Origin of the sequence: Parvularcula oceani (assembly GCF_000733125.1) — a bacterium.
Taxonomy (GTDB): Bacteria; Pseudomonadota; Alphaproteobacteria; order Caulobacterales; family Parvularculaceae; genus Parvularcula; species Parvularcula oceani.
Window position 1 is genome coordinate 126,724 of the sequence record NZ_JPHU01000007.1, and the last position, 25,187, is coordinate 151,910.

A 25,187-nucleotide genomic window follows, 5' to 3' on the forward strand; every position below is an offset into this window, starting at 1 on the left:
AGCTTGCGGCTCTTCGCGGGGGGCGTGTTACACTTCGCGACACAGACGGCTCGTCACGGCGCAATCCTGCGACGCGCGCTCCCTAAAGAAGAGAGACCGGCAGCCAGAACGCTGCCAGACGAGGAGACCGGAATGAAACAGATCATGATCCCCGCCGCCTGCATCCTGGCGCTGACCGCGTCGGCTCTCGCCGGACCCGGCCACGAGGGCGGGCGCGACCGCGAGATGACGCGGGACGCCGTGGCCGAGCGCGCCGAGGCGCATTTCGACCGGGTCGATGCCAATGCCGACGGCTATATCTCCAAGACCGAGGCCGAAGAGGCGAAGGCGGCCAGAAAAGCGCGGATGGAGGAGCGGAGCGACGAGCGGGGCCGGCGCTTCGAGAGGCGCCGTCATCATGGCGCCGACATGTTCGCCAAGGCCGATGCGGACGGCGACGGCTTCGTCTCGAAGCGCGAAGCCGTCGCGGCGGCGACCCGCCGCTTCGATGCTCTGGATGCCGATGAAGACGGCACGGTGACGCGCGACGAGATGCGGACGCATATCGAGGCGGAGCGGGCGCGCCGAGCCTCCGACGCCTGAGCGGAAGGGGGAGGGCCGGTATGAGACGCCGCGGCGACGACAGGCCGGCCCTTCTGGTGGTCGATGACGAGCCGTCCATCGCAGAGCCTCTCTCGGACTATCTCGAGGGCCGGGGCTTTGCCGTCTCCTGCGCGGGTGACGCCGCAGAAGCCCGCGCCATGCTGGCCGCGGAGACCTTCGACCTGGCCGTCATCGACATCATGATGCCGGGCGAGGACGGGCTGTCCCTCACCCGCTGGGTGCGGGCGACGAGCGAGCTGCCCGTCATCCTGCTGACCGCGCGCGGCGAGCCCATGGACAGGATCATCGGGCTGGAGATGGGAGCCGACGACTATCTGCCGAAGCCCTTCGAGCCGCGCGAGCTCCTGGCTCGCATCCGCACCGTCCTGCGCCGCGCGGAGGGCGGGCGCAGCGAGGGCGGGAGCTATGCCTTCGCGGGGTTCGTACTGCATGCGGAGGAACGCAGGCTGCTCGATGCGGACGGGGCGGAGGTGCCGCTGACGGGCGGAGAATTCGCGCTCCTCGTCGCGCTTCTGGACGCCGCGCCGCGCGTGGTCGACCGCGACCGGCTGCTGACGGCGACGCAAGGGCGCGAAGCGCATGCCTTCGACCGCAGCGTCGACAACCAGATCAGCCGCCTGCGCAGGAAGATCGAGCCGGACCCCAGGACGCCGTCGATCATCAAGACCCACCGCGGCGGCGGCTATGCCCTCGCCGCGAAGGCCGTCAGGCGCTGAAGGGCGGCGGGCGATGGCTTTGTGGCCGAAACGGCTGACGGGGCAGCTCGCGCTGGTCGTGGCGCTGGCGCTCCTCCTCGGCCAGCTTGCGAGCTTCGGCCTCTTGGCAAGGGCGGAGAGCCGGCTTGCGGAGAGCCGGGCGGAGGCGCTGGCGCAGAGCGTCCTCCTGCGGGCCGCCGAGTGGGAGCGGAGCGGAACCGCCGCCATGCGTGAGCGGCGCATGCGGCGCCGTCTCGACCGCAGGCGCGGCCTGATCCTCGGAACCGAGCCGCCCGAGGGAGGACGGCCCTGGCCCGCGGCTGCCGCGCGCCTCGCAGAGGGGCTCGAGGAGCGCGGCTTCGATGCGCGGGAGGTGAGGGCGGCGCGCATCACGCGGCAAAGCGAGCGCGGGCCGAGGCGGGCCGTCGCCCTGTCGGCGAGCCTGCCCGGCGGCTGGCTGACGGCCAGCGTGCCCCTGCCGCCGAGAGGCCCTGTCGCCCTGCTGCCGCTGATCGCGCAGACCGCGCTCATCTATCTCGCCGTCCTCCTGCCCGTCCTCTGGCTCGGCAGGCGGATTTCCCGGCCTCTGGCGCAGCTGACGGAGGATCTGCGCGGCTATGGCGCCGCGGTCCCGCCCCCGCGCCGGGAGGAGGGGCCGGAGGATGTGCGGGCGCTGTCCGCGGCCTTCGCGGAGCTTCACGAGCGGATCAGGGCCATGCTGGCGGAGCGCGACGCGCTGCTGGGGGCCATCGGCCATGACCTGAGGACTCCGATCACGAGCCTTCGTCTGCGCGCGGAGCGTATCGAGGACGCGGTCCTGCGCGAGAAGATGATCGGCACGCTGCGCGAGACCGAAGGGATGCTGGAGGATGTGCTGGCACTGGCGCGCACGGGCGCGCCGGCCGAAGCGGCTGCGCCGGCGGATCTCGCGGCGCTCCTGCGCGAGGCCGCCGAGGAGGCGGTCGCAGCCGGGCGGAAACTGACGCTCGGTCCGGCGGGCCCTGTCGTCGCCCCCGTTCACAGGGAGCTTCTCAAGCGGGCCCTGCAGAACCTCATCGACAATGCCGACCGCTATGCCGGAGGCGGCACTATCGGCCTGGCGCGGGAAGGCGGACAGGCGGTGTTCACTATCGCGGACGAAGGACCGGGCATTCCTCCGGGCCCGGCGGACAGGCTTCTGGAGCCGTTCGCGCGGGGGGAGGCTTCACGCAGCCGGCGCACCGGCGGCGCGGGGCTCGGCCTCGCCATCGCGGCGCGCGCAGCGCAGCTTCATGGCGGAACGCTCAGCCTTCGCAACAAGGAGACGGGCGGGCTCGAGGCCCGCCTGTCCCTGCCGCTGTCCTAGGCGGACAGGTAGCCGCCATCGGTGAGGTGCTGCACGATCGTCTCGGCAGCCTCCTCGGCGGTCATGTCGACCGTGTTGATCCGCAGCTCCGGATGGCGCGGCGGCTGGTATTCGGAATCGATGCCGGTGAAGTTCTTGATCTCCCCGGCGCGCGCCTTGGCGTAGAGGCCCTTGACGTCGCGCTGCTCGGCCACTTCGAGCGGCGTGTCGACATGGATCTCGATGAACTCGCCATCGGGGACGAGGTTCCGCGCCATCTGCCGTTCGTCCCGGAACGGAGAGATGAAGGAGACCATGACGATCAGTCCGGCATCGAGCATCAGCTTGGCCGTCTCGGCGACGCGGCGGATGTTCTCGACCCGGTCGGCATCGGTGAAGCCGAGATCCTTGTTCAGGCCGTGGCGGACATTGTCGCCGTCGAGGATCGCGGTGTGGCGGCCCATGTCGTAGAGGCGCTTCTCGACGAGGTTCGCGATGGTCGACTTGCCCGAACCCGACAGGCCGGTGAACCAGAGCATGGCCGGCCGCTGGTGCTTGAGCGCCGCCCGCTCCTCGCGGCCGACCTCGAGGTCCTGCCAGACGACGTTCGCCGCGCGCCGCAGGGAGAAGTCGATCATGCCGGCGCCGACCGTGGCATTGGTCTGCCGGTCGATGACGACGAAGCTGCCGGTCTGCCGGTTCTCCTCATAGGGATCGAAGGCGATCGGCGCGGACAGGTTGAGGTTCACCGCCGCGATCTCGTTGAGCGCCAGCGTCTTGCCGGGCTTCTCCGCGAGCGTGTTCACGTCGATCTTGTGCTTGAGCTTCGAGACCTGCCCCGGGACGGTGTTGTTGGCCGTCTTGAACAGGTATTGCCGCCCGGGAAGCATGGCGTCGTCGGCCATCCAGAGGAGGCGGGCCGAGAACTGGTCGGATTGCTCGGCGGGCGAGTCCTTGCCGCAGATCATGTCGCCGCGGCTGATGTCGATCTCGTCCTCGAGCGTCAGCGTGACCGCCTGGAGCGGGCCGGCTTCCTGGAGGTCGCCGTCCATGGTGACGATGCGCGAGACCGTGCTGCGGCGGCCCGAGGGAATGGCGATGATCGGATCGCCCGGCTTGATCGAGCCCGAGGCGACCGTGCCGGAAAACCCGCGGAAATCGAGGTTCGGCCGGTTCACCCACTGCACCGGCAGGCGGAAGGGAGCCTCTTCCTGGCGCGTGCTCGAAACGCTCTCGAGATGTTCGAGCAGCGGCGGGCCGTCATAATAGGGCGTCTTGTCCGATGGCGTGGTGATGTTGTCGCCGGTGAGCGCCGACATCGGAATACAGAGGATGTCGTCGAAGCCGAGATCCTTGGCGAAGGCCCGGTAATCGGCCTCGATCTCCTCGAAGCGCTTCTGGTCGAAATCGACCAGGTCCATCTTGTTCACCGCAAGGACGATCTTGCGGATGCCGAGGCTCGAACAGATGAAGCTGTGCCGCCGGGTCTGCGTCATCAGCCCCGCGCGGGCATCGACCAGCAGCACGGCGAGCTCCGCCGTCGAAGCGCCGGTCGCCATGTTGCGCGTGTACTGCTCGTGGCCGGGCGTGTCGGCGACGATGAATTTGCGCTTCTCGGTCGAGAAGAAGCGATAGGCGACATCGATGGTGATGCCCTGCTCGCGCTCGGCGGCGAGGCCGTCGACGAGGAGGGCGAAGTCGATGTCCTGCCCCTGCGTGCCCTGCTTTTTCGAGTCGGCGGTCAGCGAGGCGACCTGATCCTCGTAGAGCATCTGCGCATCGTAGAGCAGCCGCCCGATCAGGGTCGACTTGCCGTCATCCACCGAGCCGCAGGTGATGAAGCGCAGGAGGGACTTGTCCTCGTGGCGCTGCAGATAGCCGACGACGTCGTCTTCGATCAGCGTGCGATCGTTCTCTCCGAGCGCCATCAGAAATACCCTTCCTGCTTCTTCTTCTCCATCGAGGCGGCCTGATCGCTGTCGATCACGCGCCCCTGCCGCTCGGAGCTGGTGGAGAGCAGCGTTTCCTTGATGATGTCGGGCAGGGTGGCCGCCGTGCTCTCGACCGCGCCGGTCAGCGGATAGCAGCCGAGCGTGCGGAAGCGGACGGACTTGGTCTCGACCGTCAGCCCGTCGAGCGGCATCCGGTCGTCATCCACCATGATCAGCGTCCCCTCATAGTTCACGACGGGGCGTTCGGCGGCGAAATAGAGGTCGGGGATCTCGATCCCTTCACGGAAGATGTACTGCCAGATGTCGAGCTCGGTCCAGTTGGACAGCGGGAAGACGCGGATCGATTCGCCCTTGTGCATCCGGGTGTTGTAGATGTTCCAGAGTTCGGGCCGCTGGTTCTTGGGGTCCCAGCGATGGCCGGGCGCGCGGAAGGAGAAGATGCGCTCCTTGGCGCGGGACTTCTCCTCGTCGCGGCGCGCGCCGCCGAAGGCCGCGTTGAAGCCGTGAAGGTCGAGCGCCTGCTTGAGCGCCTGCGTCTTCATGACGTCCGTGTGATAGGCCGAGCCATGGGTGAAGGGGCCCACGCCCTCCGCCACGCCGTCGGGATTGGTGTGCACGATCAGCTCGAGGCCGAGCTCCTTGGCGCGCCGGTCGCGGAAGGCGATCATGTCGCGGAACTTCCAGGTCGTGTCGACATGCATCAGCGGGAAGGGCGGCAGGCTCGGATAGAACGCCTTGAGGGCGAGGTGCAGCATGACCGAGCTGTCCTTGCCGACCGAGTAGAGCATGACGGGGCGGTCGACCTCGGAGGCGACCTCCCGCATGATGTGCATGCTCTCCGCTTCGAGCCGATCGAGGTGAGTAAGTGATTCCATGAACAATTTGTCTCGCGAGGGGACTGGTGACGCTCGGTATTCAGGAGCCATGCCGCAGATGCGAAGGCGGCGTTTCGTTTAGGGTTGGGCGCTAGTGCTGGCAACAGCAGCGCCCTGCGGGTAACGAAGGCGTGTGTCAGGGAGGAGACCGTGAGGCAGGGGCGAGGATTGACGGGATGGGCGCTGGTCGTGGCGATGCTGCTGTCGGGCGCGCTCGCGCCTGCTAAGGCGCAGTCGCTCCAGGACGCGGTCGCGGCGGCGCTGCGGACCAATCCGCGCCTTCAGGCCGAGCGGGCTCTGCTCGAGGCGACCGGCAGCGAAGGCGCCGAAGCGAGAGCCGCCGGGCGCCCCAGCATCGAGGCGGGCGCGAATTACGAGATCGGCACCGGCGACTACACTTTGGGTCCGAACGGGGAGGCGCTGCTCGGCGAGGTTCTGGGGCCTCCCGAGCAAGGCGAGCCTTCGAGCGAAGCTCTCGCCCTTGGCGGGCAGGGCGGAGATGGCCGCTTCTCGGCCCGCCTCGGCGTGGTGCAGCCGCTCTTCACGGGGTTCCGTATCCGCAACGGCATCCGCAGGGCCGATGCCGCGACGCGGGCCGCCGAGGCGCAGCTGGCCCTGGTCGAGCAATCGGTCGTTGTGGAGACGGCAGAAGCCTATCTCGCAGTGGTGGCCGCCATGGCCCGCCTCGAAGCGGCGCTTCAGGCCGCTTCGCGCTTCCGCTCGGCCTCCCGCGCCGCGCAATTGCGCTTCGAGGCGGGCGAGGCCACCCGCACGGACACCGCGCTCGCCGATGCGCGCACGGCGCAGGCCCGGGGGCAGGTGGCCGCCGCGGAGGCCGCGCTGGCCGCGGCCCGGGCCGCGCTTTCGAGGCTCGTGGGTCCCGATATCGCGGGCCGGGTCTCTTCGGACCCCGCGACGATCGGGAATGTGCCCGCCGTGCCCGACAATGCGGAAGCCGCGATCGCTCTTGCCCTGGCGAACAGCCCGGAAATCGCGGCGGCCGATGCGGCGGTGGCGGCGCGCGAGGCGGAGTTGCGCATCGCCAAGGGGCGCCGGGCGCCGAGCCTGCGGGCGCGTGCCGGGGCGACCTATGCCGAGGACCAGTTCGTGCGCGGCGACGAGGTCACCGCCCTGACCCTGACGGCCGAACTCTCCGTCCCGCTCTTCGAGGGCGGCGCGATCTCCGCCGACATTCGCGGGGCGAGAGCGCGATTGCGGGCCCAACGGGATCTGCGGGAGGACGCGCGGCGCCGCGTCGAGGCTCGGGTCCGGACCGCCTTCGCGCAACTCATCGCCGCCGAGGCGCAGGCCGATGCGGCCGCCGCGCGGGCGGACGCGGCCGCGCTGGCCGCGCGCGGCGCCGCGCTCGAGCGGGATGTCGGCCAGCGGACGCTGCTCGACCTTCTCCTCGCCGAGCAGGATCTCGCCGAGGCGCGGTTCGCCAGGATCGATGCGCGCGCCTCGGTCTTCCTGGCTGCGTACCGCCTGCGCGAGGCAATGGGTAACCTGTTGACGGCGAAGGGAGTATCAGGGCAACTCGGGTCCGAGGGCATCAGGGGCGCAGGGCGGTGACGGCACCGGGGCGGCCGGGATGGCCGGGATAATGTCCGCCGGGAGAGGAAGCCTTGAATCCCACGAAAGCTTTGTACAGCCGCCTGTCCCACCACGCGGTCCTGCCGGACGGGGTCGAGACCCATCTTGCAGGGGTCACGCTGGAGATCATGCACTTCGAGCCGGGAGAGGTCGTGGTGCGGCGCGGGCAGGAGGCATCGAAGGCCTTCGTCGCCTGCGAGGGCTGGGCGGCGCGCTCGATCTCCCTGTCCGACGGGCGGACGCAGATCGTCAACTTCATGCTGCCGGGAGACATCTTCGACCTGCAGGTCTTCACCGGGCAGCCGGCCGACCACACGGTCAGGGCGCTGACGCCGGTGAAGGTGGCGGCGCTGAGCCGCGAGAAGGTCATGGAGATCTTCACCGTCTCCTCTCCCCTCGCCGCGGCGATGTGGTGGGCCAGCGTGCAGGAGGAGGCCATCCTCCGCGAGCAGGTGGTGCGGAACGGGCGCCGCTCCGCGCGGGAGCGGGTCGCGCACCTGCTGCTCGAACTGCATGAGCGCCTGCGCATGATCGGCGAGGTCGACGGCGACAGCTTCGTTCTTCCCGTCAGCCAGTCGCACATCGCGGACGCGTTGGGCCTGTCCTATGTCCATGTCAGCCGGGTTCTCGGCTATCTCGAGAAGAGCGGCTTCATCGAGAGGCGGCGCTCCCGGGTGACGCTTCTCGACAGGCAAGCGCTGGCCAAGCTCTGCGACTTCTCCACACTGTATCTGACAGGCGGCGAGGGGAAAGGGCGCCTTGGTTGACAGGGGCGGCGAGCAAAGCCATGCCTCGGCTGTGAATGCAGTGAGAAACTAGTGCTGCCTGGCCTCGGCTGCTTCCCCTCGGGAAGCGTGTCCTCTGAACTACAGGGGGCAATAAGTCCCGGGCGGGTTCTGGAACTTCAGCGGTGGGCGACCGTTCGGTCGGAGAGCATAGGAATCGAAGCGAAGTTGAGCGTCGAATGACCATCACGACCCGACCGCCTCTAGGCGTACTTCGTCAATTCTCCCGTGCGGTCTTCGCGGATCGGCTGATCGGCGACGAGCTGATGCGGATGACGATGGCGCGGGTCGATGTCGATCCGAGCGCGTCGAGCGCATCCGTGACCGATCTGATGGTGTCGTTCGTGCGATCCTGGCGCGCCGTCGCGCGGGAGGGGCGGCAGGAGCCCGCCCTGTTCTCCGATGCCGCGCTGATCAGCGCCCTGCCGCCGCCCCCCGACGATGCCCGCCTCATGCTGCTGCTCGTGGACGTGATGGGCTTCACGCCGGCCGAAGCGGCGCGGATCGTCGGGTTCGAGGGGGATCCGGCTGGCCTTCTCCAGCAGGGGCGGGCCGGGCTCCGCCTCGAGGACGATCCGACGGCGGTCATCATCGAAGACGAGCCGCTGATCGCCGCCGATCTCCGGGCGATCCTGCAGCGCATCGGCGTGCAGGTGACCGGCGAAGCGCGGTCGGCCGCCGAGGCCGTCCGGACCGTCTCCATCGCCCGGCCGGACGTCATCTTCGCCGACTACAATCTCGATGGCCGCGCCACCGGTATTGATGCCGTGCTCGAGATCCAGCAGGACCATGACTGCCCCGTCATCTTCATCACGGGCTATCCGGACCGGGTCCTGCAGGGAGACGAGATCGAGCCGGACTTCGTAATTTCAAAGCCTTACACGCCGAACAACGTGCGGGCTGCGGTGGTGCATTGTCTTGACGCCCGCCGGGCGTAGGAACACAACTGATCCACATCACGCTTCGCCGGATCGGCAGGTCCACAAGGAAGCGCGTTTGGAGAGGACAGGGAACAACACGGACGCTATGGCATCGTCGAATGAGAAACGCCTGTCGAAGCTTCAGATCCTCGTCACCGATACGGAGCTGAAGAATATCGACGACTGGCGCTTCGACAACCGTGCTGACAACAGGTCCTCCGCCGTGCGCGAGCTGATCGCGCTCGGCATTCTCTATACGAAGCGGCATGGGGACGATGCCAGCGAAGAGCTCGGTAGTCTGCGCACCGAGTGATGCTCGATATGCAGGAGGACCGCCCGCTGGCTGGCCTGTCTCCACTCGCGGTCTCGACGCTCCGCTTCGATCGGAGCGGAGTCGCGGTCGCGCCCAAGCGCGCGAAGCTGCCCGAACGCTTCGCGCTGCTGGACCTTTTGCGCGGCATGCCCGCTCCGCATCGGCGGACCTTCATGCTGGCCCTCCGGCGGGGGCTGGAAAAAGGACGCCCGTTCGACATCGGCTTCGAATATGAAGGCTGCTTCTTCGCCGGCAGGCTGGTCGGCACCGCGCCCGGGCGCGGCGAAGGGCTCGTCTGGGTCGCCGATGTGCCGCCGCTGGACGCCGTCCTGTCGCGGGTCGGAACGTGCTGCGGGGTCTGCCGGAGCGATGGGTGCGTCCTCGCCGCGGGAGAAGAGCATCTCGTCGGCCGTCCGCTTTCCAGCCTCGATGCGGATGCCGCGCCGCTCATCATGGATCTGCTGCAAGAGCAGGGCGACAGCCGGCGCCGACAGGCGCGCATCGTGCAGAGGCTCGCCGACCGGGAGCGCTATCTCGAGCTCACCGTCGTGCCGGTGCCGGGCACCGATCTCCTGGTCTTCAGCATTCTCGACGATACGGCCCGCCAGATGGCATCCGACCGCGCCGACCGCTCGGTGCGGGAGCTGAACCACCGGGTGCGCAATGCGATGTCGGTGGTCACGGCGCTGATCAGCCTGTCCGCGCCTCACGCGGAAAGCGTCGAGGAATTCGCGCATGCCACGCTCGCTCGGATCAGCGCGCTCGACATCGCCTATTCGCTGACCGGCACCAACCCGCTCGAGCCGCATCGCTACCGGACCCAGGTGGATCTGGCCGAACTGGCCTCGAAGATTCTCGGAGCGGATCCGGCGGTCGATCTGTGCATGACGCGGCTCGCGATCACCCCGGGACAGGCGACGGCGCTCGGCCTGATCCTCCACGAGCTTGTCACCAATGCCCGCCGCCACGGCGTCCTGACGACGAGGGCGGGGCGGTTGAACGTCGAGTGGCGGGCCGATGAGTCGGGCTATGTGATCGTCTGGCGGGAGAAGGGCGGCGGCCCGGTCGACCTGTCGAGCGAACGCTTCGGCCTCTCGATCGTGCGGACCTTCGCGCAGAACTATCTCAACGGCGATGCCTGTTGGGAGCCCACGGCGGACGGCCTCGTCGTCACGATCACCGCACAGCGGGACTGACAGGCGGCCGCCCGGCCTCTGCCCGGCACGAGGTTTGCCCATCTTGCCGCATCGGCACTAGATTAGGGCACAGGTCCGAACCGAACGCCCAAGCAGGAGGCAAGACATGAGCAAGACCGGAAGCGACGCAACAGCCGCCAAGACGCAGAAGACAACCGGCGCAGCCGAAGACGATCTCAGCGCCGTCCTGCGCGAGCTGCGCAGCGATCTCGGCTCGCTGCGCCAGGACATCGATGCGCTCAAATCCGGGGGCGTCAGCCTGGGCCGGGCATCCGTGCGGACCGCCCAGCAGACGGCGCAGGAGGCTCTGGAGGACGTCCGCGAAAGGGCGGAACGGACCGTGCGGACCGTGGAGGACGACGTCCTCGCCGTGGGCGCGGACCTCAAGGAGCAGGTTCAGCGCAATCCCTATATGTCGGTCGGGCTCGCCGTTCTGGGCGGCATGCTCCTGGGCCGCATCTTCAAATCGGACTGATGCTCTTTCTCGAATCGCTTGCCCTCCGGCTCAAGCTGGCGATGCGGCGTGCGGCGGCAGGGGCCGCGGCAGGCGTGTTCCTGCTGCTGGCGCTTCTGCTTCTGGCGGCGGCAGGAATCGTCGCGATCGCGGCAAGCTTCGGCGTGGTGGCCGCATTGGTGGCGGGGGGCGTAGCCTTCTTGCTGCTCGCCGGCCTCTTCGCCCTTTTCGCCCGCGCGCGCGTCATCCCGCCCGCCGCCGCGGCCGAGCCGGGGGTGATGCCCCCGGCGGAGGAGCCGCCCGCCGCCGCCGCGCCGCGCGAGCGCCTGCTGCCGGCAGGCCTCGAAGCCGCAGCGCTCGGTCTCGTGGGGCGGGAAATCGCCAAGCGGCCGGTCGGGATGTTGGGGGCGGCGGTCGCGGTCGGCGCCGTTATCGGGATCGCGAAGATGCCGCGCAGGAGAGTATCGGCTCCGAAGCCGACAGTGCCGCCGAGGGTCGACTGAAGGCGGGATTTTCAAAGCTTACCAAAGACGAAGGGGCGGCCAGAGGCCGCCCCTTCGCTTTTCTGCCCGGACTGTGGCCTGGTCCTCAGTCCTGGATCTCTTCGCCGAGATCCTCGACGTCCTCGCCGAAGCCTTCGGTCGTCTCGCAGGCCGACAGGCCGCAAACGACGAGCAGCGCTGCCGCGAATCCTCTGATCCAGATTTTCATCGTTCACCCTCCTTCTCATGGGACAGGAAGAACAGGAGCGGGATCGCAAGAGTTCCTTCGTCCCGTCCCTGATGAAGCGTGCGGAACGCTTGTGACCTCGATGACACACTCATGTCACTCATGTCCCGCCTAATGCGCATGACGCCCATATCACTCACAAGTAGTGTCATGATTGATATGAAGAGGTAGGGCAGAACACGTCAGTTGTGGATAGCGTTCCATAGGATCATACCAAAATCTTTGACCCGTATTGGGGCAGGGGGTAATCGGGTCTCAACGGAATTATTCACGGAGAGAACTTCATGACGAACAACGCGATTACAGCCGCTGACCTCAATGAGTGCCTCCCCGCCTTGCAGCGCTTCGCGTTCACCCTCACCCGGAATGAAGATCGTGCACGGGACCTCGTCCAGGACTGCCTCGAACGCTGCCTCCGCAAGCAGCACCTCTTCGACGGCCAGAACCTGCGCTCCTGGATGTTCACCGTCTGCCGCCGCGTGTTTCTGAACCAGATCCGCCGGGACAAGGTCCGCGGCGTTGCCGTCGAGATGGACGACGCTCCCCAGTCGAAGCTTTCCATCGATGCCGCTCAGGAGGAGAAGATGCACTACCAGGACGTAGTCGAGGGCTTCCGGGACCTGCCGCACAACGACAAGGTCGTTCTCTCCTTGGTCGCCATCGAAGGCCTGAAATACGAAGAGGCCGCCGAACTCCTCGAAGTTCCGGTCGGCACCGTCCGCTCCCGTCTTTCCCGCGCCCGGACCCGTCTCCGCGAGTCCCTCGAAGCGCGGGATGTGGAAGGAACCGCCATCGCCGCCCGCGTGTAAGGAGGGCATGGCAGACAAAATCCATCTCATCACCGAGCAGGATGTTCACGCTTACATCGACGGCGAGCTGACGGGAGACCGTCGGGTCGCCGTCGAGGCGTTTCTGGCGGAGCGCGAAGTGCCCCTGCACCGTGCAGCCGCCTATTTGCGCAACAATTTCGACCTGCGGAGCCTCCGGGACGAAGTCTATCAGGACGAAGAGCTGCGGTCCGAGATCGAGCGCCTGCTCGCCAGGAGGCGGGCTGCGCCGGACGAGGAGGCCGAGCCCCAAGGGCTGGCGAGACAGGGCAGGCAGTAATTCTTTCTCGACCCCCGCTGGCCGCGCGGAACATCGAATTTCCCACGAAAAAACCCGCTGCCGAGGCAGCGGGTTTTTTCATGCGCGGAAGCGAGGCGGCGGGGTCGCCCGAGCGATCCCGCCGCGTGACCGCTTACGCCTGGCCGGGCGCGCTGCCGCGATCGTCGCCGACGGCGAGGGCGTTCAGCATCCAGGCGAATTCCTCATGCGTACCGATCCGCTCGGTGATGAAGTCCGCGGTGAAGGTGTCGCCGATATCCTCGGCCTTCTCGACCGTATCGCGCATCTTGCCTGCGAGATGCTGGTGGTCGAGCGCGAGTTCCCGCAGCATCTGCCCGGCTTCGGGAATGCCGGTCGGATCGTCGATCGTGCTGTCGTCGTAGAGGTTCTTCAGGCCGACCGGCGCGGGCATGCCGAGGGCGCGGATCCGTTCGGCGATCGCATCGACGGCCTTCGCCAGATCCTTGTATTGCTTGTCCGTCAGCTTATGGACGGAATAGAAGAGCGGGCCCGTGACGTTCCAGTGATAGGCCTGCGTCTTGTGATAGAGCACATAGGTGCCGGCGAGATCGTCAGCGAGCTTCTCGCAGAGCGCCTTGCGCCCATCGTGATCGAGGCCGCTTTCGACCGGGAGTTCCGGAGAGCGGGCAGTGTGAGCGAGGGCTGCTTCGTTCTTTGCCATGACATAGCTCCTTGTTGCGTGTGAAACGATGCTCCGCGAACACGGCAGCGCGAGCGCCCGTTCCGACCGCGCGTTATCGCGCCGCATGGAGAAAGCGTTGGAAGCGCTGCCGCTGCTTCCTAAATGGCGGGCATGGCCAAGACTCTTCCGGACGATACGGGCTTTTCAGAAGCCATCGCGACCTATCACGGGCGGATGGTGCCGTCCGGCTGGGCGCCGCACCGGCCCCAGCGTCCCTCCAAGCTCGAGGGCGGCAAGCGGTTCCAGGTCGTCTCCGACTACGAGCCCGCAGGCGACCAGCCCGACGCGATCGAGGAGTTGGTCGCGGGCGTGAAGCAGCACGAGCAGGATCAGGTGCTCTTGGGCGTCACGGGCTCGGGCAAGACCTTCACCATGGCCAAGGTGATCGAGGCGACCCAGCGCCCCGCGCTGATCCTCGCGCACAACAAGACGCTGGCCGCCCAGCTCTATGGCGAGTTCAAGGCGTTCTTCCCGAATAACGCGGTCGAATATTTCGTCAGCTATTACGACTATTATCAGCCGGAAGCCTATGTTCCGCGCACCGACACCTATATCGAAAAGGAATCGACGATCAACGAGCAGATCGACCGCATGCGCCACTCGGCGACGCGGGCGCTGCTCGAACGCGACGACGTCATCATCGTGGCGTCGGTCTCCTGCATTTACGGCATCGGCTCGGTCGAGACCTATACGGCGATGACCTTCACGCTGCAGGTCGGCGACGAGATCGACCGCAAGCAGCTCCTCGCCGACCTCGTTGCCCTGCAATACAAGCGCAACGACGCGGCCTTCACCCGGGGCACGTTCCGCGCGCGCGGCGATACGATCGAGGTCTTCCCCGCGCACTATGAAGACGCGGCCTGGCGGATCACGTTGTTCGGCGACGAGGTCGAGGAGATCGTCGAGTTCGACCCGCTGACCGGCAAGAAGATGGCTGACCTGCCGCGCATCAAGCTCTACGCGAACAGCCACTATGTCACGCCGCGCCCGACGCTGGCCAAGGCGATCGACGGCATCAAGACCGAGCTCGGCCAGACCCTGCCCAAGCTGCACGAGGAGGGAAAGCTCCTCGAAGCGCAGCGGCTCGAGCAGCGCGTGCAGTTCGACCTCGAGATGCTGCAGGCGACGGGCTCCTGCCAGGGCATCGAGAACTATTCGCGCTACCTGACGGGCCGGAAGCCGGGCGAGCCGCCGCCGACCCTGTTCGAATACCTGCCCGACAGCGCGCTTCTGTTCTGCGACGAGAGCCATGTGACGGTGCCGCAGATCGGGGCCATGTTCAAAGGCGACTATGCGCGCAAGCGGACGCTGGCCGAATACGGCTTCCGCCTGCCTTCCTGCCTCGACAACCGCCCGCTCAAATTCGACGAGTGGGACGCGATGCGTCCGCAGACGCTGCACGTCTCGGCGACGCCGGGACCGTGGGAGCTCGAGCATACGGGCGGCGTCTTCACCGAGCAGGTGATCCGGCCCACGGGGCTCGTCGACCCGCCGGTCGAGATCCGGCCTGTGTCCAAGGACGGTTTCAGCCAGGTGGACGACGTCATCGACGAGGTGAAGCAGACCGCCAAGGCGGGGGGGCGCAGCCTCGTCACCGTCCTCACCAAGAAGATGGCCGAGGACCTGACCGAATACATGCATGAGCAGGGCGTGAAGGTCCGCTACATGCACTCCGACGTCGACACGGTGGAGCGGATCGAGATCATCCGCGACCTGCGGCTGGGGCAGTTCGACGTCCTGATCGGCATCAACCTCCTGCGCGAAGGCCTCGACATTCCCGAATGCCAGTTCGTCGCGATCCTCGATGCCGACAAGGAAGGCTTCCTGCGCTCGGAGACCTCGCTGATCCAGACGATCGGACGGGCGGCGCGGAACGTCGAGGGGCGGGTCATCCTCTATGCGGACGGCGTCACCGGCTCGATGGAGCGCGCCCTCGCCGAGACCGAGCGGCGGCGCGAGAAGCAGCTCGAGCACAATGAGAAGCACGGCATCACGCCGCGCACGGTGAAGGCGAAGATCGCCGAGATCGTCGATTCCGACGATGCCGGCACCAAGGCCGCCTATGGCACCAGCTTCACCAGCGAGAAGCTGACCACCGGCATGGGCGCCATGGCGGAGGAGCGGGCGGCCTATGCCAAGGCGGGCGACAACATGCAGAAGCATATGAAGGCGCTCGAACAGCAGATGCGCGAGGCGGCAGCCGACCTCGACTTCGAAAAGGCGGCGGAACTCCGCGACGAGCTCAAGCGTCTTCAGGACCTCGACATGGCGGTCTGAGGATCTGTCCCTGCGCCTTCACGTCCGCGTGGGGTTCTGATTTCTGAACGTCTTCTGAACCTTGGTGTTGGCAGGTGACGGAAAATCCTTCGTCCTCTGGGGGCCTTCATGTCCAAAAGCGCCTTGTTCGCGCTGAGCGCTCTGTCGCTCGCTTCTGTCTGCGATGCCGTTCCTGCCGCTTCCGCGGCGGCCCAGTCCGCTCATGAGCGCGTGGACCCCGCAGCCTTCGCGGATGCGCCGGATTGGATGCGGAACCTCTATCGGGAGCGCGGCTACGTGCCGGTCTGGTCGGACGGCATGCGGCCGAACCGAGCTTTCTCCGATCTCGTTTCCGCGCTGCGGGCCGCCGAGGCGCGGGGAGTGGATCTCTCGCGCTACACCGTCGCCAGCGCAGAGGCGCTGCGGCGGGCGGAGCCAGCCGAGCGGGAGCGGAACGCGACCCGGATCTTCGCCGATTTCGCGCTGGACCTGATCGAGGGCCGGACGAGCCCGGAGATCGAGTATCAGCCCGGCTTCGAGGAATTGCGCGACCGGCAGAAAGGCGAGCTGGCCCGCGCGGCGTTCGGGCTCGAAAACCCGCTCGACCACCTCGATCAGGTCACGCCCGACAATTTCCTCGTCGAGCGCCTGACGGACGCGCTGGCCGAGTACCGGCTTCTGGCCGCGCGCGGGGGTTGGAACAGGCTGACGTCGCAGGACGATCTCCTGATCGAGGAGGGTGATGAGCACCCGCTCGTGCCGGATATCCGGGAGCGGCTCGCCGCCGAGGGCTTCCTCCGCCCGCTCGGCGAAGACGACGTGTTCGACAGCCGCCTGGTGGCGGCGCTGAAGGCCTTCCAGCGCTCGCGCAGCATCATGGATGACGGGGTGGTCGGCCCCTCGACGATCGCGGCGCTGAACGAAACGCCCGAAGAGCTGATCGAACGCCTGGAAATCAATATCGAGCGCGCACGCTGGCTGCCGACGGAACTCGGCGACAAGGCCGCCTTCGTGAATGCCGCCGACTACACGCTGCGCCTCTACGAGAACGGCGCGAAGGTCGGCGAAATGGCAGTCATCGTGGGCGAGGAGCGCACGCAGACCCCGATCTTCGCCGATACGATGGAGACGGTCGTCGTCAATCCGTACTGGAACGTTCCCTATTCCATCCTGACGGGCGAGATCGCGCCGAAACAGGTAGAGGATCCGAGCTACATCACGAGCAACGACTTCGAGGTTCTGGTGGACGAGGAGGTGGTGAGCCCCGCCTCGGTCGACTGGGAGGCCGCCGCCGCCGGCGAGGCGTCATTCCGTGTGCGGCAGACAGCGGGCGATCACAACGCGCTCGGGCGGATCAAGTTCCTCTTCCCGAACAAATATGCCGTATACCTGCATGACACGCCCGCTGATTCGCTGTTCGACCGCGACATCCGGACGTTCAGCCATGGCTGCATCCGCGTCGAGGAGCCGCTGCGCTTCGGCGCCTGGCTGCTCGACGAGACCGAGAGCGAGCTCGCCGCGATGATAAGGTCCGAAGAGCGGATCGAGATCGAGACGCCGCCAGTGCCGGTCTACATCACCTATTTCACCGCCTGGGCCGAGCCCGATGGCGACGTGACATTCGCGCGGGACGTCTATGAGCGGGACGCGCAGGTGCTGGCCCGGCTCGAAGGCTAGGCGCTGCCTTCCAGCATCGCCTCCAGCATCTCGATGCGATCGGCCTCGGCGCTGGGCTTGTCCCAGCGCAGGCGATTGACGCGGGGGAAGCGCATGGCGAGGCCCGATTTGTGGCGGGTCGAGCGGGCGAGGCCTTCGAAGGCGATCTCCAGCACCAGGCCCTGATCTTGATCCGCCCGGACCGAGCGGACGGGGCCGTAGCGGGCGATGGTGTTGTCGCGCACATATTTGTCGAGCTTGCGCAGCTCCTGGTCGGTGAAGCCGGAATAGGCCTTGCCGACCGGCACGAGTTCCGCGCCGTCCTCGCCCTCGCGCCAGACGCCGAAGGTGTAATCGGAATAGTATGAGGACCGCTTTCCGTGCCCGCGCTGCGCGTACATCATCACCGCATCGACGAGATGCGGCTCGCGCTTCCACTTCCACCATTCGCCCTTGGGCCGTCCGGGGACGTAGACGGAAGAGCGCCGCTTGAGCATCACTCCCTCTATGGCTTCGTCCGGCGGATTGGCGCGGGCGGCCGCGAGCGCGTCCCAGCCGCCGAGGTCCACGATGGGCGAGAGGTCGAAGCGCTCGTCGCCCGCCGGACTGGCATCGTGTTCTCCGAGAAGCGCTTCGAGCCGCGCGCGCCGCTGGGCGAAGGGCAGGGGGCGCAGGTCCTCCCCCTCGCACCAGAGGAGATCATAGGCGCGGATGAAGGCGGGATTGCTCTTGAGGAGCTTCGCGCCGACCGTCTTGCGGTTCAGCCGCTGTTGCAGGTCGTTGAAAGGCCGCACGGCGAAGCGATCCCGGATGTCCGGGTCGAAGACCAGGAGCTCGCCGTCTATGGCCGCATCGAAGGGCATGGCGCCGAGAATGTCGGGGAAGGCCGGGCCGATATCATCGCCGGTCCGGCTGTAAATCCGGGTCTGGTCCCTCTCCCGCACGGCCTGGACGCGGATGCCGTCCCATTTCCATTCCGCCGCCATCTCGGAGAGGTCGATCTTCGGCTTGTCAGCCTCCTCGATCGGGTGGGACAGCATGACGGGGCGGAAGGGGGCGTGGGCCGCCGAGGCGGGCTTGGGGCCCCGGTCCTCGAGCCAGGCGAAGAGTTCCGTATAGGGTGGTTCGAGCCCGTGCCACAGCTCCTCGATCTCCTGGATCGGCTTGTCGCCGTACTGGGCGAGCGCGACCTTGACGAGCCGGGCCGCCACGCCGATCCGCAGGCCGCCCGTGACCAGCTTGATCAGCGCCCAGCGGCCCGAGGCGTCGAGCGCGTCGAACCAGCGCTCGACCACCTCCAACGCTTCGGCGCGGGTGACGTCGTTCAGCGTCTCCACCGCGTCGGCGAGGGTCGGCACGTAGTTCTGTCCCGGCTTCTCGGGCCAGATCAGCGCGGCGGCCTCGGCGAGGTCGCCGACATAGTCGTGGCTCATGTCGAACAAGGCGCCGTCGACGCGCGCATAGACGAGCTGCTTGATCTGGGCGGGCTTGACCGACTTCACGTCGAGGTCCCGCGTGATCGCCGCGACGGCCCAACCGCGCTCGGGGTCGGGGACTTCGGCGAAATAATCCGTCAGCAGGCGCAGCTTCGCATTGCGGCCCGGCGTGAAGATCAGGCGGTCAAGCAGGTGGGCGAAGCGGATCATGCGTCGGTCGTCCTGCTATACCGCGCTGGGCATGCGCGTCCTGTGCCCGGCCCCCGGCTGTCCCGCCCGTGCTGAGCGGCGACCGCAGAGCGATCAGGGAGAAGGTAGCGGCGAGCGCCAGAGCGCACAGCTCGCCGCCATCCTCGATCAGCCCTGCGGCGATCTTCATGCGGTATCCGTCCGCCAGCCCGTGCACCATGTCGGCGCCGATCGCGAAGCCCGCCAGCAGGGCCGCGGGGATGGCGAGCAGGATGCAGGCCGCGAGCTTGTTGGTCGCCGGCCGCAAGAGCGCGAGGGCGGCCGGGATGGCGAGCACGAAAGCGGCGAGCGCCCAGGCGAGAAGCTCTCCTGTATCCTGCAGCCGCAGGCCGGGCAGGCGGGGCAGGTCGAAGAGCGGCTTGAGGACGTGGCGCGCCATGTTCTCGTGATAGCTGAAGGCGTCGTCGACGAGGGCGAAGGCGAAGAGGAGCGAGAAGGCGAGATAGAGCGGCGCGCCCCAGCGGCGCCACGCGCCGAGCAGCAGGAGCGCCGTCGTCCCGCTCAGGACATAGCCGTAGATCTCGGCCAGAGAGCGGTCGCGGGACAGGTCGAAGTGATGCGCCACGAAGGCGGGCGCATCCATTTCGGCCCATATGGAGAGGGACAGGACGATGACGAGGCTTGCGGCCAGGAGCGGCAGCACCCTGCTGCAGACGGCGTCCGCCCGGACCGTGCGCCAGGCATGGAAGGCTGCAAGGCGCAGCGCCGAGATGACCTCCCGAAGGACCGATCCCGTCCGGCTCGCGCCTCCGTTCGCTGCGCTCCAGTCCCCTGCGCCCATTTCCCGCGCCTGCCCCTCGTTACGGGTTCCTCATCTAAGGCGCACAGCTTGCGCGGCAAGCCGCGCAGGGCGGCGAGGGCTCAATCGTTCTCGTCCTCATAGCCGACGAGGCGCAGCGGTTTGGCGTAGCGGCCTTCCACCTCGGCCCAGCGGACGAGGGCGTCCTCGCGTCCATGGGTGACCCAGAGCTGCGCGGGGTCCACCTCCCGCACGGTGTCGGTCAACTCGTCCCAATCGGCATGGTCCGAAACGATGAGCGGCAGCTCGACGCCCTTTTGCCGCGCGCGCTGGCGAACGCGCATCCAGCCGCTGGCAAAGCAGGTGATCGGGTCGGCGAAGCGGCGCGCCCAGGCTGCGTTCATGGCCGAGGGCGGGCAGACCACGACCTTGCCCGCGAAATCCTGCTTCGCCCCGCGCCCGTCCTTGACCGTGGCATCGGCGAGGGGGCCGAGATCGACCCCGAGCCGGCTATAGAGGTCGCAGAGCTTCTTCATCGCGCCGTGGATGAAGATCGTCTCGTCATAGCCCTCTTCGCGCAGGTGGCAGATGATGCGCTGCGCCTTGCCGAGCGCATAAGCGCCGACGAGATGGGTGCGCTCCGGGAACCGGCGCAGGGAGGCGAGAAGCTTTCGCACCTCTCCGGCAGTGTCGGGATGGCGGAAGACGGGCAGGCCGAAGGTCGCCTCCGAGATGAGGACGTCGCAGGAGACGGGCTCGAATGGCAGGCAGGTCGGGTCGCGCCGCCGCTTGTAATCGCCGGTGACCACCATGCGCATGCCCTGATATTCGACCACGGCCTGCGCCGAGCCGAGCACGTGGCCCGCGGGCACGAGCCAGACGCTGACGCCGCCGATCACCGTCACCTCGCCGATCTCGACCGGCTGGCGCGTGCGGGTGAACCCTTCGCCATAGCGGGTCGCCATGATCTCGATCGTCTCGGGCGTCGCGAGCACCGCGCCGTGCCCGGCGCGCGCGTGATCGGCATGGCCATGCGTGATCACGGCCCGGTCCACGTCGGCGACGGGATCGATGAAGAAGTCGCCGGGCGGGCAGTAGAGGCCCTTGGGCGTGGGGTGGAGGAGGGCTTCTGCTTGCACGCCTGTCACTTAGGCCGCTCATCCGCGCGGGAAAACTTATCCCCGCGCGCCGCCGCTCTGCCCATGCTCTGCGCCGACCAGTCGCACGCGGAGCACCCTCATGAACATCACCGACCGTCACGGCCTGCCCTATCTGATCGCCGATCAGGCGCAGAAGCATGTCACCGTCAACGAGACGGTCCGCGCGCTCGACGCGCTGGTGCAGATGAGCGTCCGCTCCGCGCAGGTCGCGCAGGAACCGTCCGCGCCGAAGGCGGGGGACGGCTACATCCTTCCCGCCGGGCGGACCGGCCCCGCATGGGACGGCCTTCCCGAACAGGCCGTCGCGGTGTGGCAGGACGGCGCCTGGGCGCATTTCCCGGCGCGGGCCGGGCTGACCGCCTATGTCGAGGACGAGGGCGCGCACCGGGTCTGGGACGGGGCAGCCTGGGCCGCGCTTGCGGGCGGCAGCGCGCCTGCGGCGCCGCAGACCTCGGCGCCGATCTTCGGCGTGAATGCCGACGGGGACGCGACCAACCGCCTGACGGTCAAATCCGACGCCGTTCTGCACAGCCATGACGACGCAACGCCCGGCAGCGGCGATGTCCGCCATGTCCTGAACAAGGCCGATGCGGCGGGCACGGCGTCCTTCGTCTTCCAGTCGGGATATTCGGGCCGGGCCGAACTCGGCCTGACGGGCAGCGACGATTTCGCCTTCAAGGTCAGCCCGGACGGCGTCACCTTCCACGAGGCGCTGCGGATCGACCGGAACACCGGCGCCGTCACCCTGCCCGCGACGCCTGTCGCAGGCGGCAGCGCCGGCGATGCGGCGGCCGTCGCGGCCGCCTTCACCGACGGGCTCTCCGCCTCGCTCCTCGCCAATGGCGGCGTCGGCGGCGGCAATCTCGCGCGCACCAAGCAGATCGTTCTGGCGACCAGCACGGGCAGAGTGCAGATCGGCAGCGCCGAGGACGGGAACAAGGTCGAGGTCTATGACAGCGGCGCCGATCTCGCGGCGGGGACGGTGCGGCAGCGGCTCTTTCTCGCCAAGGGCGAGATCGCGGTCATTGACGGCCTCCAGCCGGGCGCGGTCCTGACCTCGACCGCGGGCCTCGCAGGCTCCAGCGAGACCGATGCGGGACCGATGCCGCTCGGCCTCGAGGGCTTCGCGGCGGAGCATTTCTTCTTCTATGCCTACAGGGACAGCGAGAACGGCCGGGGGCAGGTCTTCGTCGCGGCGGGCGCGGTTCCCGCCAAAGTCAGGCTCATGAGCGGAGACGGAACGGTCATCGTCGACGAGGCCGAGATCGACGCCTTCGGCCTCGCGACCCTCTTCACGGACGCCGATGCAGAGTTCCAGGTGGTGGCGGACCGGCCGGTCTTCGTCGGCGTGGCGGCGCGAATGGATGCGGCCGCGCCGGCCTATTGGGATCTGCGCCTCGTGCCGCCCCTCGCCACCGAACTCATCGGCTATGGCACGCAGGGCCGGGTTTCGGCGCTCTATCCGGACACGACCATCCGCTGGTACAGGCGGGACGGGACGAGCGGGACACTGACGGCGGGGCCGGGCTATGCGGATCTTCTCTCCGCGACGGGCGCGAACGATCCCGACTACGAGGCCGATGCCTGCCTGATCCTGAGAGCGGACGGCCCGATCAGCGCCTATTCGGGCGCGGACACGTCCGGGGTCGACGCGACGCCCTTCTTCCCGCTCTCCGCGCTCTCCCAGCGCGTGCCGCTGCCGCTGGCAGGGCATGCCTATGGAGATGGCAGCGATAACGGGATCGCCGTCGCCTCTCCGCATAAGGGACGGCGAGGCTCTATTCGGCCGATGGCAGCCTCTTCGCCACGATTCCGCTCACCCGGGGCGGCGCGGCGGCGTCGCCCGCCGGTCAGCTCTGCCCCTGCGCGGGCCTCGCCGCGAAGAGCGACCCAGAGGCCACGACGGTTCTGCCCGCCGCCTTCGAGGGCGGCTATGTCGAGGCGGACGTTCCCATCTACGTCGTGCAGAACGCCAACGGGAACGAGACGGTCATCGCTGGCGGCATCAAGGCGGGCGCCAAGGAGACGGCGCTCCCCGGCATCACGCCCGAGGAGATCCGCGCGGAGATCCGCCGCGACGAAGCGGGCTTCCTGCGCCGCCGCCGCATCGACGGGAGCGGCGCCGAAAGCTGGGTCCTCTGCTAGGCCTCGGAGGCTGGCTGGAAGTCGAGCGCCACGCCGTTATTGCAGTAGCGCAGGCCGGTGGGCGAGGGGCCGTCATTGAAGACGTGGCCCTGATGCCCGCCGCAGCGCGCGCAGTGATATTCCTTCCGGGGAATGATCAGCTTGAAATCCGTCTTGGTCTCGATCGCGCCCGGCAGATGATCGAAGAAGGACGGCCAGCCCGTGCCCGAGTCGAACTTCTGTTCCGAAGTGAAGAGCGGCAGCGCGCATCCGGCGCAGACATAGGTGCCTTCGTCCCAGTTCTTGTCGAGCGGGCTCGACCCTGCGGGCTCCGTGCCTTCCTTGCGCAGGACCCGGAATTCCTGCTCGGTCAGCCGCTCGCGCCACTGATCGGTGCTGAGGCTGGACCAGTCGGTCGTTCCGTCTTGCGTCGTTGCGAGGCTCATGCGTCCCTCCGTTCGTGCGTCTGTCTGGGATTCCGGCGCGCCGCGCGAGCAGGCGGCGGCGCCGAAGGTCACGGCCACCCCGCCGCTGGCGAGCAGGCCGCGTCTGGTCATCGTCATGGGGCGGCTCCCTTCCGTCTTGCGTCCCATATGGGAACGCTTCCCGCCTGAAGCGAGGATCAGGCGGGAAGGCAGGCGAGGCCGATCAGCGCACCGGCCCAGACATTGGACTTGAAGAGGCGCAGGCAGAGCGCGCCGTCCGAAGGATCGTAGCGCAGAACCTGCCATGCGAGCTGCGCTGCCGCCGGAATGAGGAGGATGAGCCAGCCCCGCACGCCCGTCGCGAGAAGCGCTGCCGCGGCGAAGAGGATCGCAGCGGCATAGAAGAGGGCGACCCCCCGCCGCGCGCCCGCCCCGAGCCGCCGCGCGGAGGACTTCACGCCGACCAGCGCATCGTCCTCGACATCCTGGCTCGCATAGATCGTGTCATAGCCGAGGGTCCAGAACAGCCCCGAGGCGTAGAGGAGGAGGGCCGGGAGCGGCACGGCGTGGGCGACCGCTGCCGCGCCCACCGGCACGCCCCAGTTGAAGGTCAGCCCGAGCCAGGCCTGCGGCCACCAGGTGATGCGCTTCATGAAGGGATAGCCCGCGACGAGGACGAGGGAGAGGAGCCCCGTCAGGATCGCCGCGAGCGGCAGTGAGATCAGGACGAGGAAGCCGATCAGGCTCAGGCCCACGAGCAGCGCCCAGGCCTGCTTCACGCTGACGCGGCCCGAGGGGATGGGCCGCGTCGCGGTGCGGGCGACCTTGGCGTCGAAATCGCGGTCGACGATGTCGTTATAGACGCAGCCAGCGCCGCGCATGACGAAGGCGCCGATGCCGAACAGGATCGCGAGGCGCCAGAACTCGGGCGCGGTGAAATCCGCGGGACGCGCGATCAGCACGCCCCAGAGGCAGGGCAGGTATAAAAGCCACGTGCCCACCGGCCGGTCCGCCCGCATCAGGCGCAGAAAAGGGCGCACCGATCCGGGCGCGCGGTCGACGAAGCTGGTGGCGGCGTCGGGGGTGCGGATATCGCTCGTCATCGGGGGCCGCCTAGCATCCTCCGCCGCTCTTGGCAGCCTGAACGCCCGGCGGCTGGACAATCTCGCTCCGGGCCGCGACAAGGCCCCCAAATCCGCGAACCGATGCGAGACGAACAAGACCATGGCCGAACGCAGCCCCGCCAAAGAGCAGCCGGACAGCTTCGCGTGGAGCGAAGAGAACCGCGCCTGGTGCGATGAGACGCTGAAGAAATACCCCGAAGGCCGCCAGGCCTCGGCCGTCATTCCCTTTCTGTGGCGCGCGCAGAAGCAGGAAGGCTGGGTGTCGATCCCGGCTATGGAGGCGATCGCCCAGCAGCTCGCCATGCCCTATATCCGGGTCTACGAGGTCGCGACCTTCTACACGATGTTCAACCTCAAGCCGGTGGGCCGCTATTACGTGCAGCTCTGCGGCACGACGCCCTGCATGCTGCGCGGTTCGGAAGGCCTGATCGATGTCTGCCACGAGATGATCGGGGCGCAGAACACGATCACGCCTTCGGGCAATCTTTCCTGGATCGAGGTCGAATGCCTCGGCGCCTGCTGCAATGCGCCCATGGTCCAGATCAACGACTATTACTACCAGGACCTGACGCCCGAGGTCTTCCGCGACATCCTCGCAAAGCTCGACCGCGGCGAATATGTCGAGCCGGGCGTGTTCAACGAGGGACGCCACACCTCAGATCCCGAAGGCGAGAACACGAGCCTGACCGATCCCGCCCTCTATGACGGCTCGGCGGCCAAGAAGATCGACAAGCTGCCGAATTCCGAGCCCGCGCCCGCCGAGTAGGGC

General features: G+C 67.8%; 25 protein-coding genes. 16 read left to right on the forward strand and 9 right to left on the reverse strand.

Going from position 1 to position 25,187, the window contains the following annotated elements:
* Positions 1-132: 132 nt before the first annotated feature.
* Genes IE88_RS0109340 through IE88_RS0109350 form a run of 3 tightly spaced genes read left to right on the forward strand, consistent with a single transcriptional unit; the run spans position 133 to position 2,643 of the window.
* Positions 133-582, forward strand: a complete 450-nt coding sequence (locus IE88_RS0109340) for an EF-hand domain-containing protein (RefSeq protein WP_031553523.1) — start codon at positions 133-135, stop codon at positions 580-582.
* Between the two features lie 20 nt (positions 583-602).
* Positions 603-1,319: a response regulator gene (locus IE88_RS0109345; RefSeq protein ID WP_031553526.1), complete on the forward strand. Its 717-nt coding sequence runs from the start codon at positions 603-605 to the stop codon at positions 1,317-1,319.
* Positions 1,320-1,332: 13 nt separating this feature from the next.
* Complete coding sequence (locus tag IE88_RS0109350) at positions 1,333-2,643, forward strand: sensor histidine kinase (RefSeq protein ID WP_031553529.1); 1,311 nt, start codon at positions 1,333-1,335, stop codon at positions 2,641-2,643.
* On the opposite strand, the gene cysN is transcribed toward IE88_RS0109350, so the two are convergent.
* Positions 2,640-4,550 (reverse strand): sulfate adenylyltransferase subunit CysN, encoded by a 1,911-nt coding sequence (gene cysN / locus IE88_RS0109355; RefSeq protein ID WP_031553532.1) that lies wholly within the window; start codon positions 4,548-4,550, stop codon positions 2,640-2,642. The two genes, IE88_RS0109350 and cysN, sit on opposite strands and share 4 nt — an antisense overlap.
* Positions 4,550-5,449: a sulfate adenylyltransferase subunit CysD gene (gene cysD / locus IE88_RS0109360; RefSeq protein WP_031553534.1), complete on the reverse strand. Its 900-nt coding sequence runs from the start codon at positions 5,447-5,449 to the stop codon at positions 4,550-4,552. Before cysD ends, cysN begins: the two co-directional genes overlap by 1 nt.
* Positions 5,450-5,599: 150 nt before the next feature.
* Between cysD and IE88_RS0109365 the strand changes: the two genes are divergently transcribed.
* The 7 genes from IE88_RS0109365 to IE88_RS0109395 all read left to right on the forward strand — a co-directional run bounded on the left by IE88_RS0109365 (position 5,600) and on the right by IE88_RS0109395 (position 11,213).
* Positions 5,600-7,021, forward strand: a complete 1,422-nt coding sequence (locus IE88_RS0109365) for a TolC family protein (protein ID WP_156032527.1) — start codon at positions 5,600-5,602, stop codon at positions 7,019-7,021.
* 53 nt (positions 7,022-7,074) lie between these two features.
* The gene (locus tag IE88_RS0109370) at positions 7,075-7,809 is read left to right on the forward strand and encodes a Crp/Fnr family transcriptional regulator (protein WP_156032529.1); all 735 of its coding nucleotides are present in this window, start codon (positions 7,075-7,077) and stop codon (positions 7,807-7,809) included.
* 197 nt (positions 7,810-8,006) lie between these two features.
* Positions 8,007-8,765 carry a response regulator gene (locus tag IE88_RS17340; RefSeq protein WP_031553553.1) on the forward strand — a complete coding sequence of 253 codons (759 nt, stop codon included), beginning with the start codon at positions 8,007-8,009 and terminating at the stop codon, positions 8,763-8,765.
* An 88-nt stretch (positions 8,766-8,853) separates the two neighbouring features.
* Positions 8,854-9,060 carry a hypothetical protein gene (locus IE88_RS0109380; RefSeq protein WP_031553556.1) on the forward strand — a complete coding sequence of 69 codons (207 nt, stop codon included), beginning with the start codon at positions 8,854-8,856 and terminating at the stop codon, positions 9,058-9,060.
* Positions 9,060-10,256, forward strand: a complete 1,197-nt coding sequence (locus IE88_RS0109385) for a sensor histidine kinase (RefSeq protein ID WP_031553558.1) — start codon at positions 9,060-9,062, stop codon at positions 10,254-10,256. Before IE88_RS0109380 ends, IE88_RS0109385 begins: the two co-directional genes overlap by 1 nt.
* 106 nt (positions 10,257-10,362) lie before the next feature.
* Complete coding sequence (locus IE88_RS0109390; RefSeq protein WP_031553561.1) at positions 10,363-10,731, forward strand: ElaB/YgaM/YqjD family protein; 369 nt, start codon at positions 10,363-10,365, stop codon at positions 10,729-10,731.
* Positions 10,731-11,213, forward strand: coding sequence for a hypothetical protein (locus IE88_RS0109395; RefSeq protein ID WP_031553564.1), 483 nt, complete (start codon positions 10,731-10,733; stop codon positions 11,211-11,213). The genes IE88_RS0109390 and IE88_RS0109395 overlap by 1 nt, the downstream gene beginning before the upstream one ends.
* A gap of 85 nt (positions 11,214-11,298) precedes the next feature.
* Here IE88_RS0109395 and IE88_RS17855 read toward each other — a convergent pair whose 3' ends face one another.
* Positions 11,299-11,421: an entericidin A/B family lipoprotein gene (locus IE88_RS17855; RefSeq protein WP_081871573.1), complete on the reverse strand. Its 123-nt coding sequence runs from the start codon at positions 11,419-11,421 to the stop codon at positions 11,299-11,301.
* 302 nt (positions 11,422-11,723) lie between these two features.
* Here IE88_RS17855 and IE88_RS0109405 point away from each other — a divergent pair, with 302 nt between their 5' ends.
* Positions 11,724-12,248, forward strand: coding sequence for an RNA polymerase sigma factor (locus IE88_RS0109405; RefSeq protein WP_051881811.1), 525 nt, complete (start codon positions 11,724-11,726; stop codon positions 12,246-12,248).
* Between the two features lie 7 nt (positions 12,249-12,255).
* Positions 12,256-12,546: an anti-sigma factor gene (locus tag IE88_RS0109410; RefSeq protein WP_031553568.1), complete on the forward strand. Its 291-nt coding sequence runs from the start codon at positions 12,256-12,258 to the stop codon at positions 12,544-12,546.
* 133 nt (positions 12,547-12,679) lie between these two features.
* Here IE88_RS0109410 and IE88_RS0109415 read toward each other — a convergent pair whose 3' ends face one another.
* A complete protein-coding gene (locus tag IE88_RS0109415; RefSeq protein WP_036766970.1) occupies positions 12,680-13,228 on the reverse strand; it encodes a Dps family protein in 549 nt (182 codons plus the stop codon).
* Positions 13,229-13,423: 195 nt separating this feature from the next.
* Between IE88_RS0109415 and uvrB the strand changes: the two genes are divergently transcribed.
* Complete coding sequence (uvrB, locus tag IE88_RS0109420; RefSeq protein ID WP_238319293.1) at positions 13,424-15,526, forward strand: excinuclease ABC subunit UvrB; 2,103 nt, start codon at positions 13,424-13,426, stop codon at positions 15,524-15,526.
* Between the two features lie 108 nt (positions 15,527-15,634).
* Positions 15,635-17,182 (forward strand): L,D-transpeptidase family protein, encoded by a 1,548-nt coding sequence (locus tag IE88_RS0109425; protein WP_031553574.1) that lies wholly within the window; start codon positions 15,635-15,637, stop codon positions 17,180-17,182.
* Here IE88_RS0109425 and IE88_RS0109430 read toward each other — a convergent pair.
* The 3 genes from IE88_RS0109430 to IE88_RS0109440 form a co-directional block, all read right to left on the reverse strand.
* A complete protein-coding gene (locus IE88_RS0109430) occupies positions 17,179-18,807 on the reverse strand; it encodes a cisplatin damage response ATP-dependent DNA ligase (RefSeq protein WP_031553576.1) in 1,629 nt (542 codons plus the stop codon). The two genes, IE88_RS0109425 and IE88_RS0109430, sit on opposite strands and share 4 nt — an antisense overlap.
* A complete protein-coding gene (locus IE88_RS0109435) occupies positions 18,782-19,627 on the reverse strand; it encodes a hypothetical protein (protein ID WP_031553580.1) in 846 nt (281 codons plus the stop codon). The genes IE88_RS0109430 and IE88_RS0109435 overlap by 26 nt, the downstream gene beginning before the upstream one ends.
* Positions 19,628-19,707: 80 nt before the next feature.
* On the reverse strand, positions 19,708-20,724 hold the full coding sequence (locus IE88_RS0109440) for a ligase-associated DNA damage response exonuclease (RefSeq protein WP_031553582.1): 1,017 nt from the start codon (positions 20,722-20,724) through the stop codon (positions 19,708-19,710).
* A 100-nt stretch (positions 20,725-20,824) separates the two neighbouring features.
* On the opposite strand from IE88_RS0109440, the gene IE88_RS17345 reads away from it, so the two are divergent.
* A complete protein-coding gene (locus IE88_RS17345; protein ID WP_051881813.1) occupies positions 20,825-22,969 on the forward strand; it encodes a DUF2793 domain-containing protein in 2,145 nt (714 codons plus the stop codon).
* Here the strand turns inward: IE88_RS17345 and msrB are convergent.
* The gene (msrB, locus tag IE88_RS16555) at positions 22,887-23,426 is read right to left on the reverse strand and encodes a peptide-methionine (R)-S-oxide reductase MsrB (protein ID WP_081871577.1); all 540 of its coding nucleotides are present in this window, start codon (positions 23,424-23,426) and stop codon (positions 22,887-22,889) included. The two genes, IE88_RS17345 and msrB, sit on opposite strands and share 83 nt — an antisense overlap.
* A 65-nt stretch (positions 23,427-23,491) precedes the next feature.
* The gene (gene ubiA, locus IE88_RS0109455; RefSeq protein ID WP_031553591.1) at positions 23,492-24,397 is read right to left on the reverse strand and encodes a 4-hydroxybenzoate octaprenyltransferase; all 906 of its coding nucleotides are present in this window, start codon (positions 24,395-24,397) and stop codon (positions 23,492-23,494) included.
* Positions 24,398-24,518: 121 nt separating this feature from the next.
* Here ubiA and nuoE point away from each other — a divergent pair, with 121 nt between their 5' ends.
* On the forward strand, positions 24,519-25,184 hold the full coding sequence (gene nuoE, locus IE88_RS0109460; protein ID WP_031553592.1) for an NADH-quinone oxidoreductase subunit NuoE: 666 nt from the start codon (positions 24,519-24,521) through the stop codon (positions 25,182-25,184).
* Positions 25,185-25,187 lie beyond the last annotated feature (3 nt).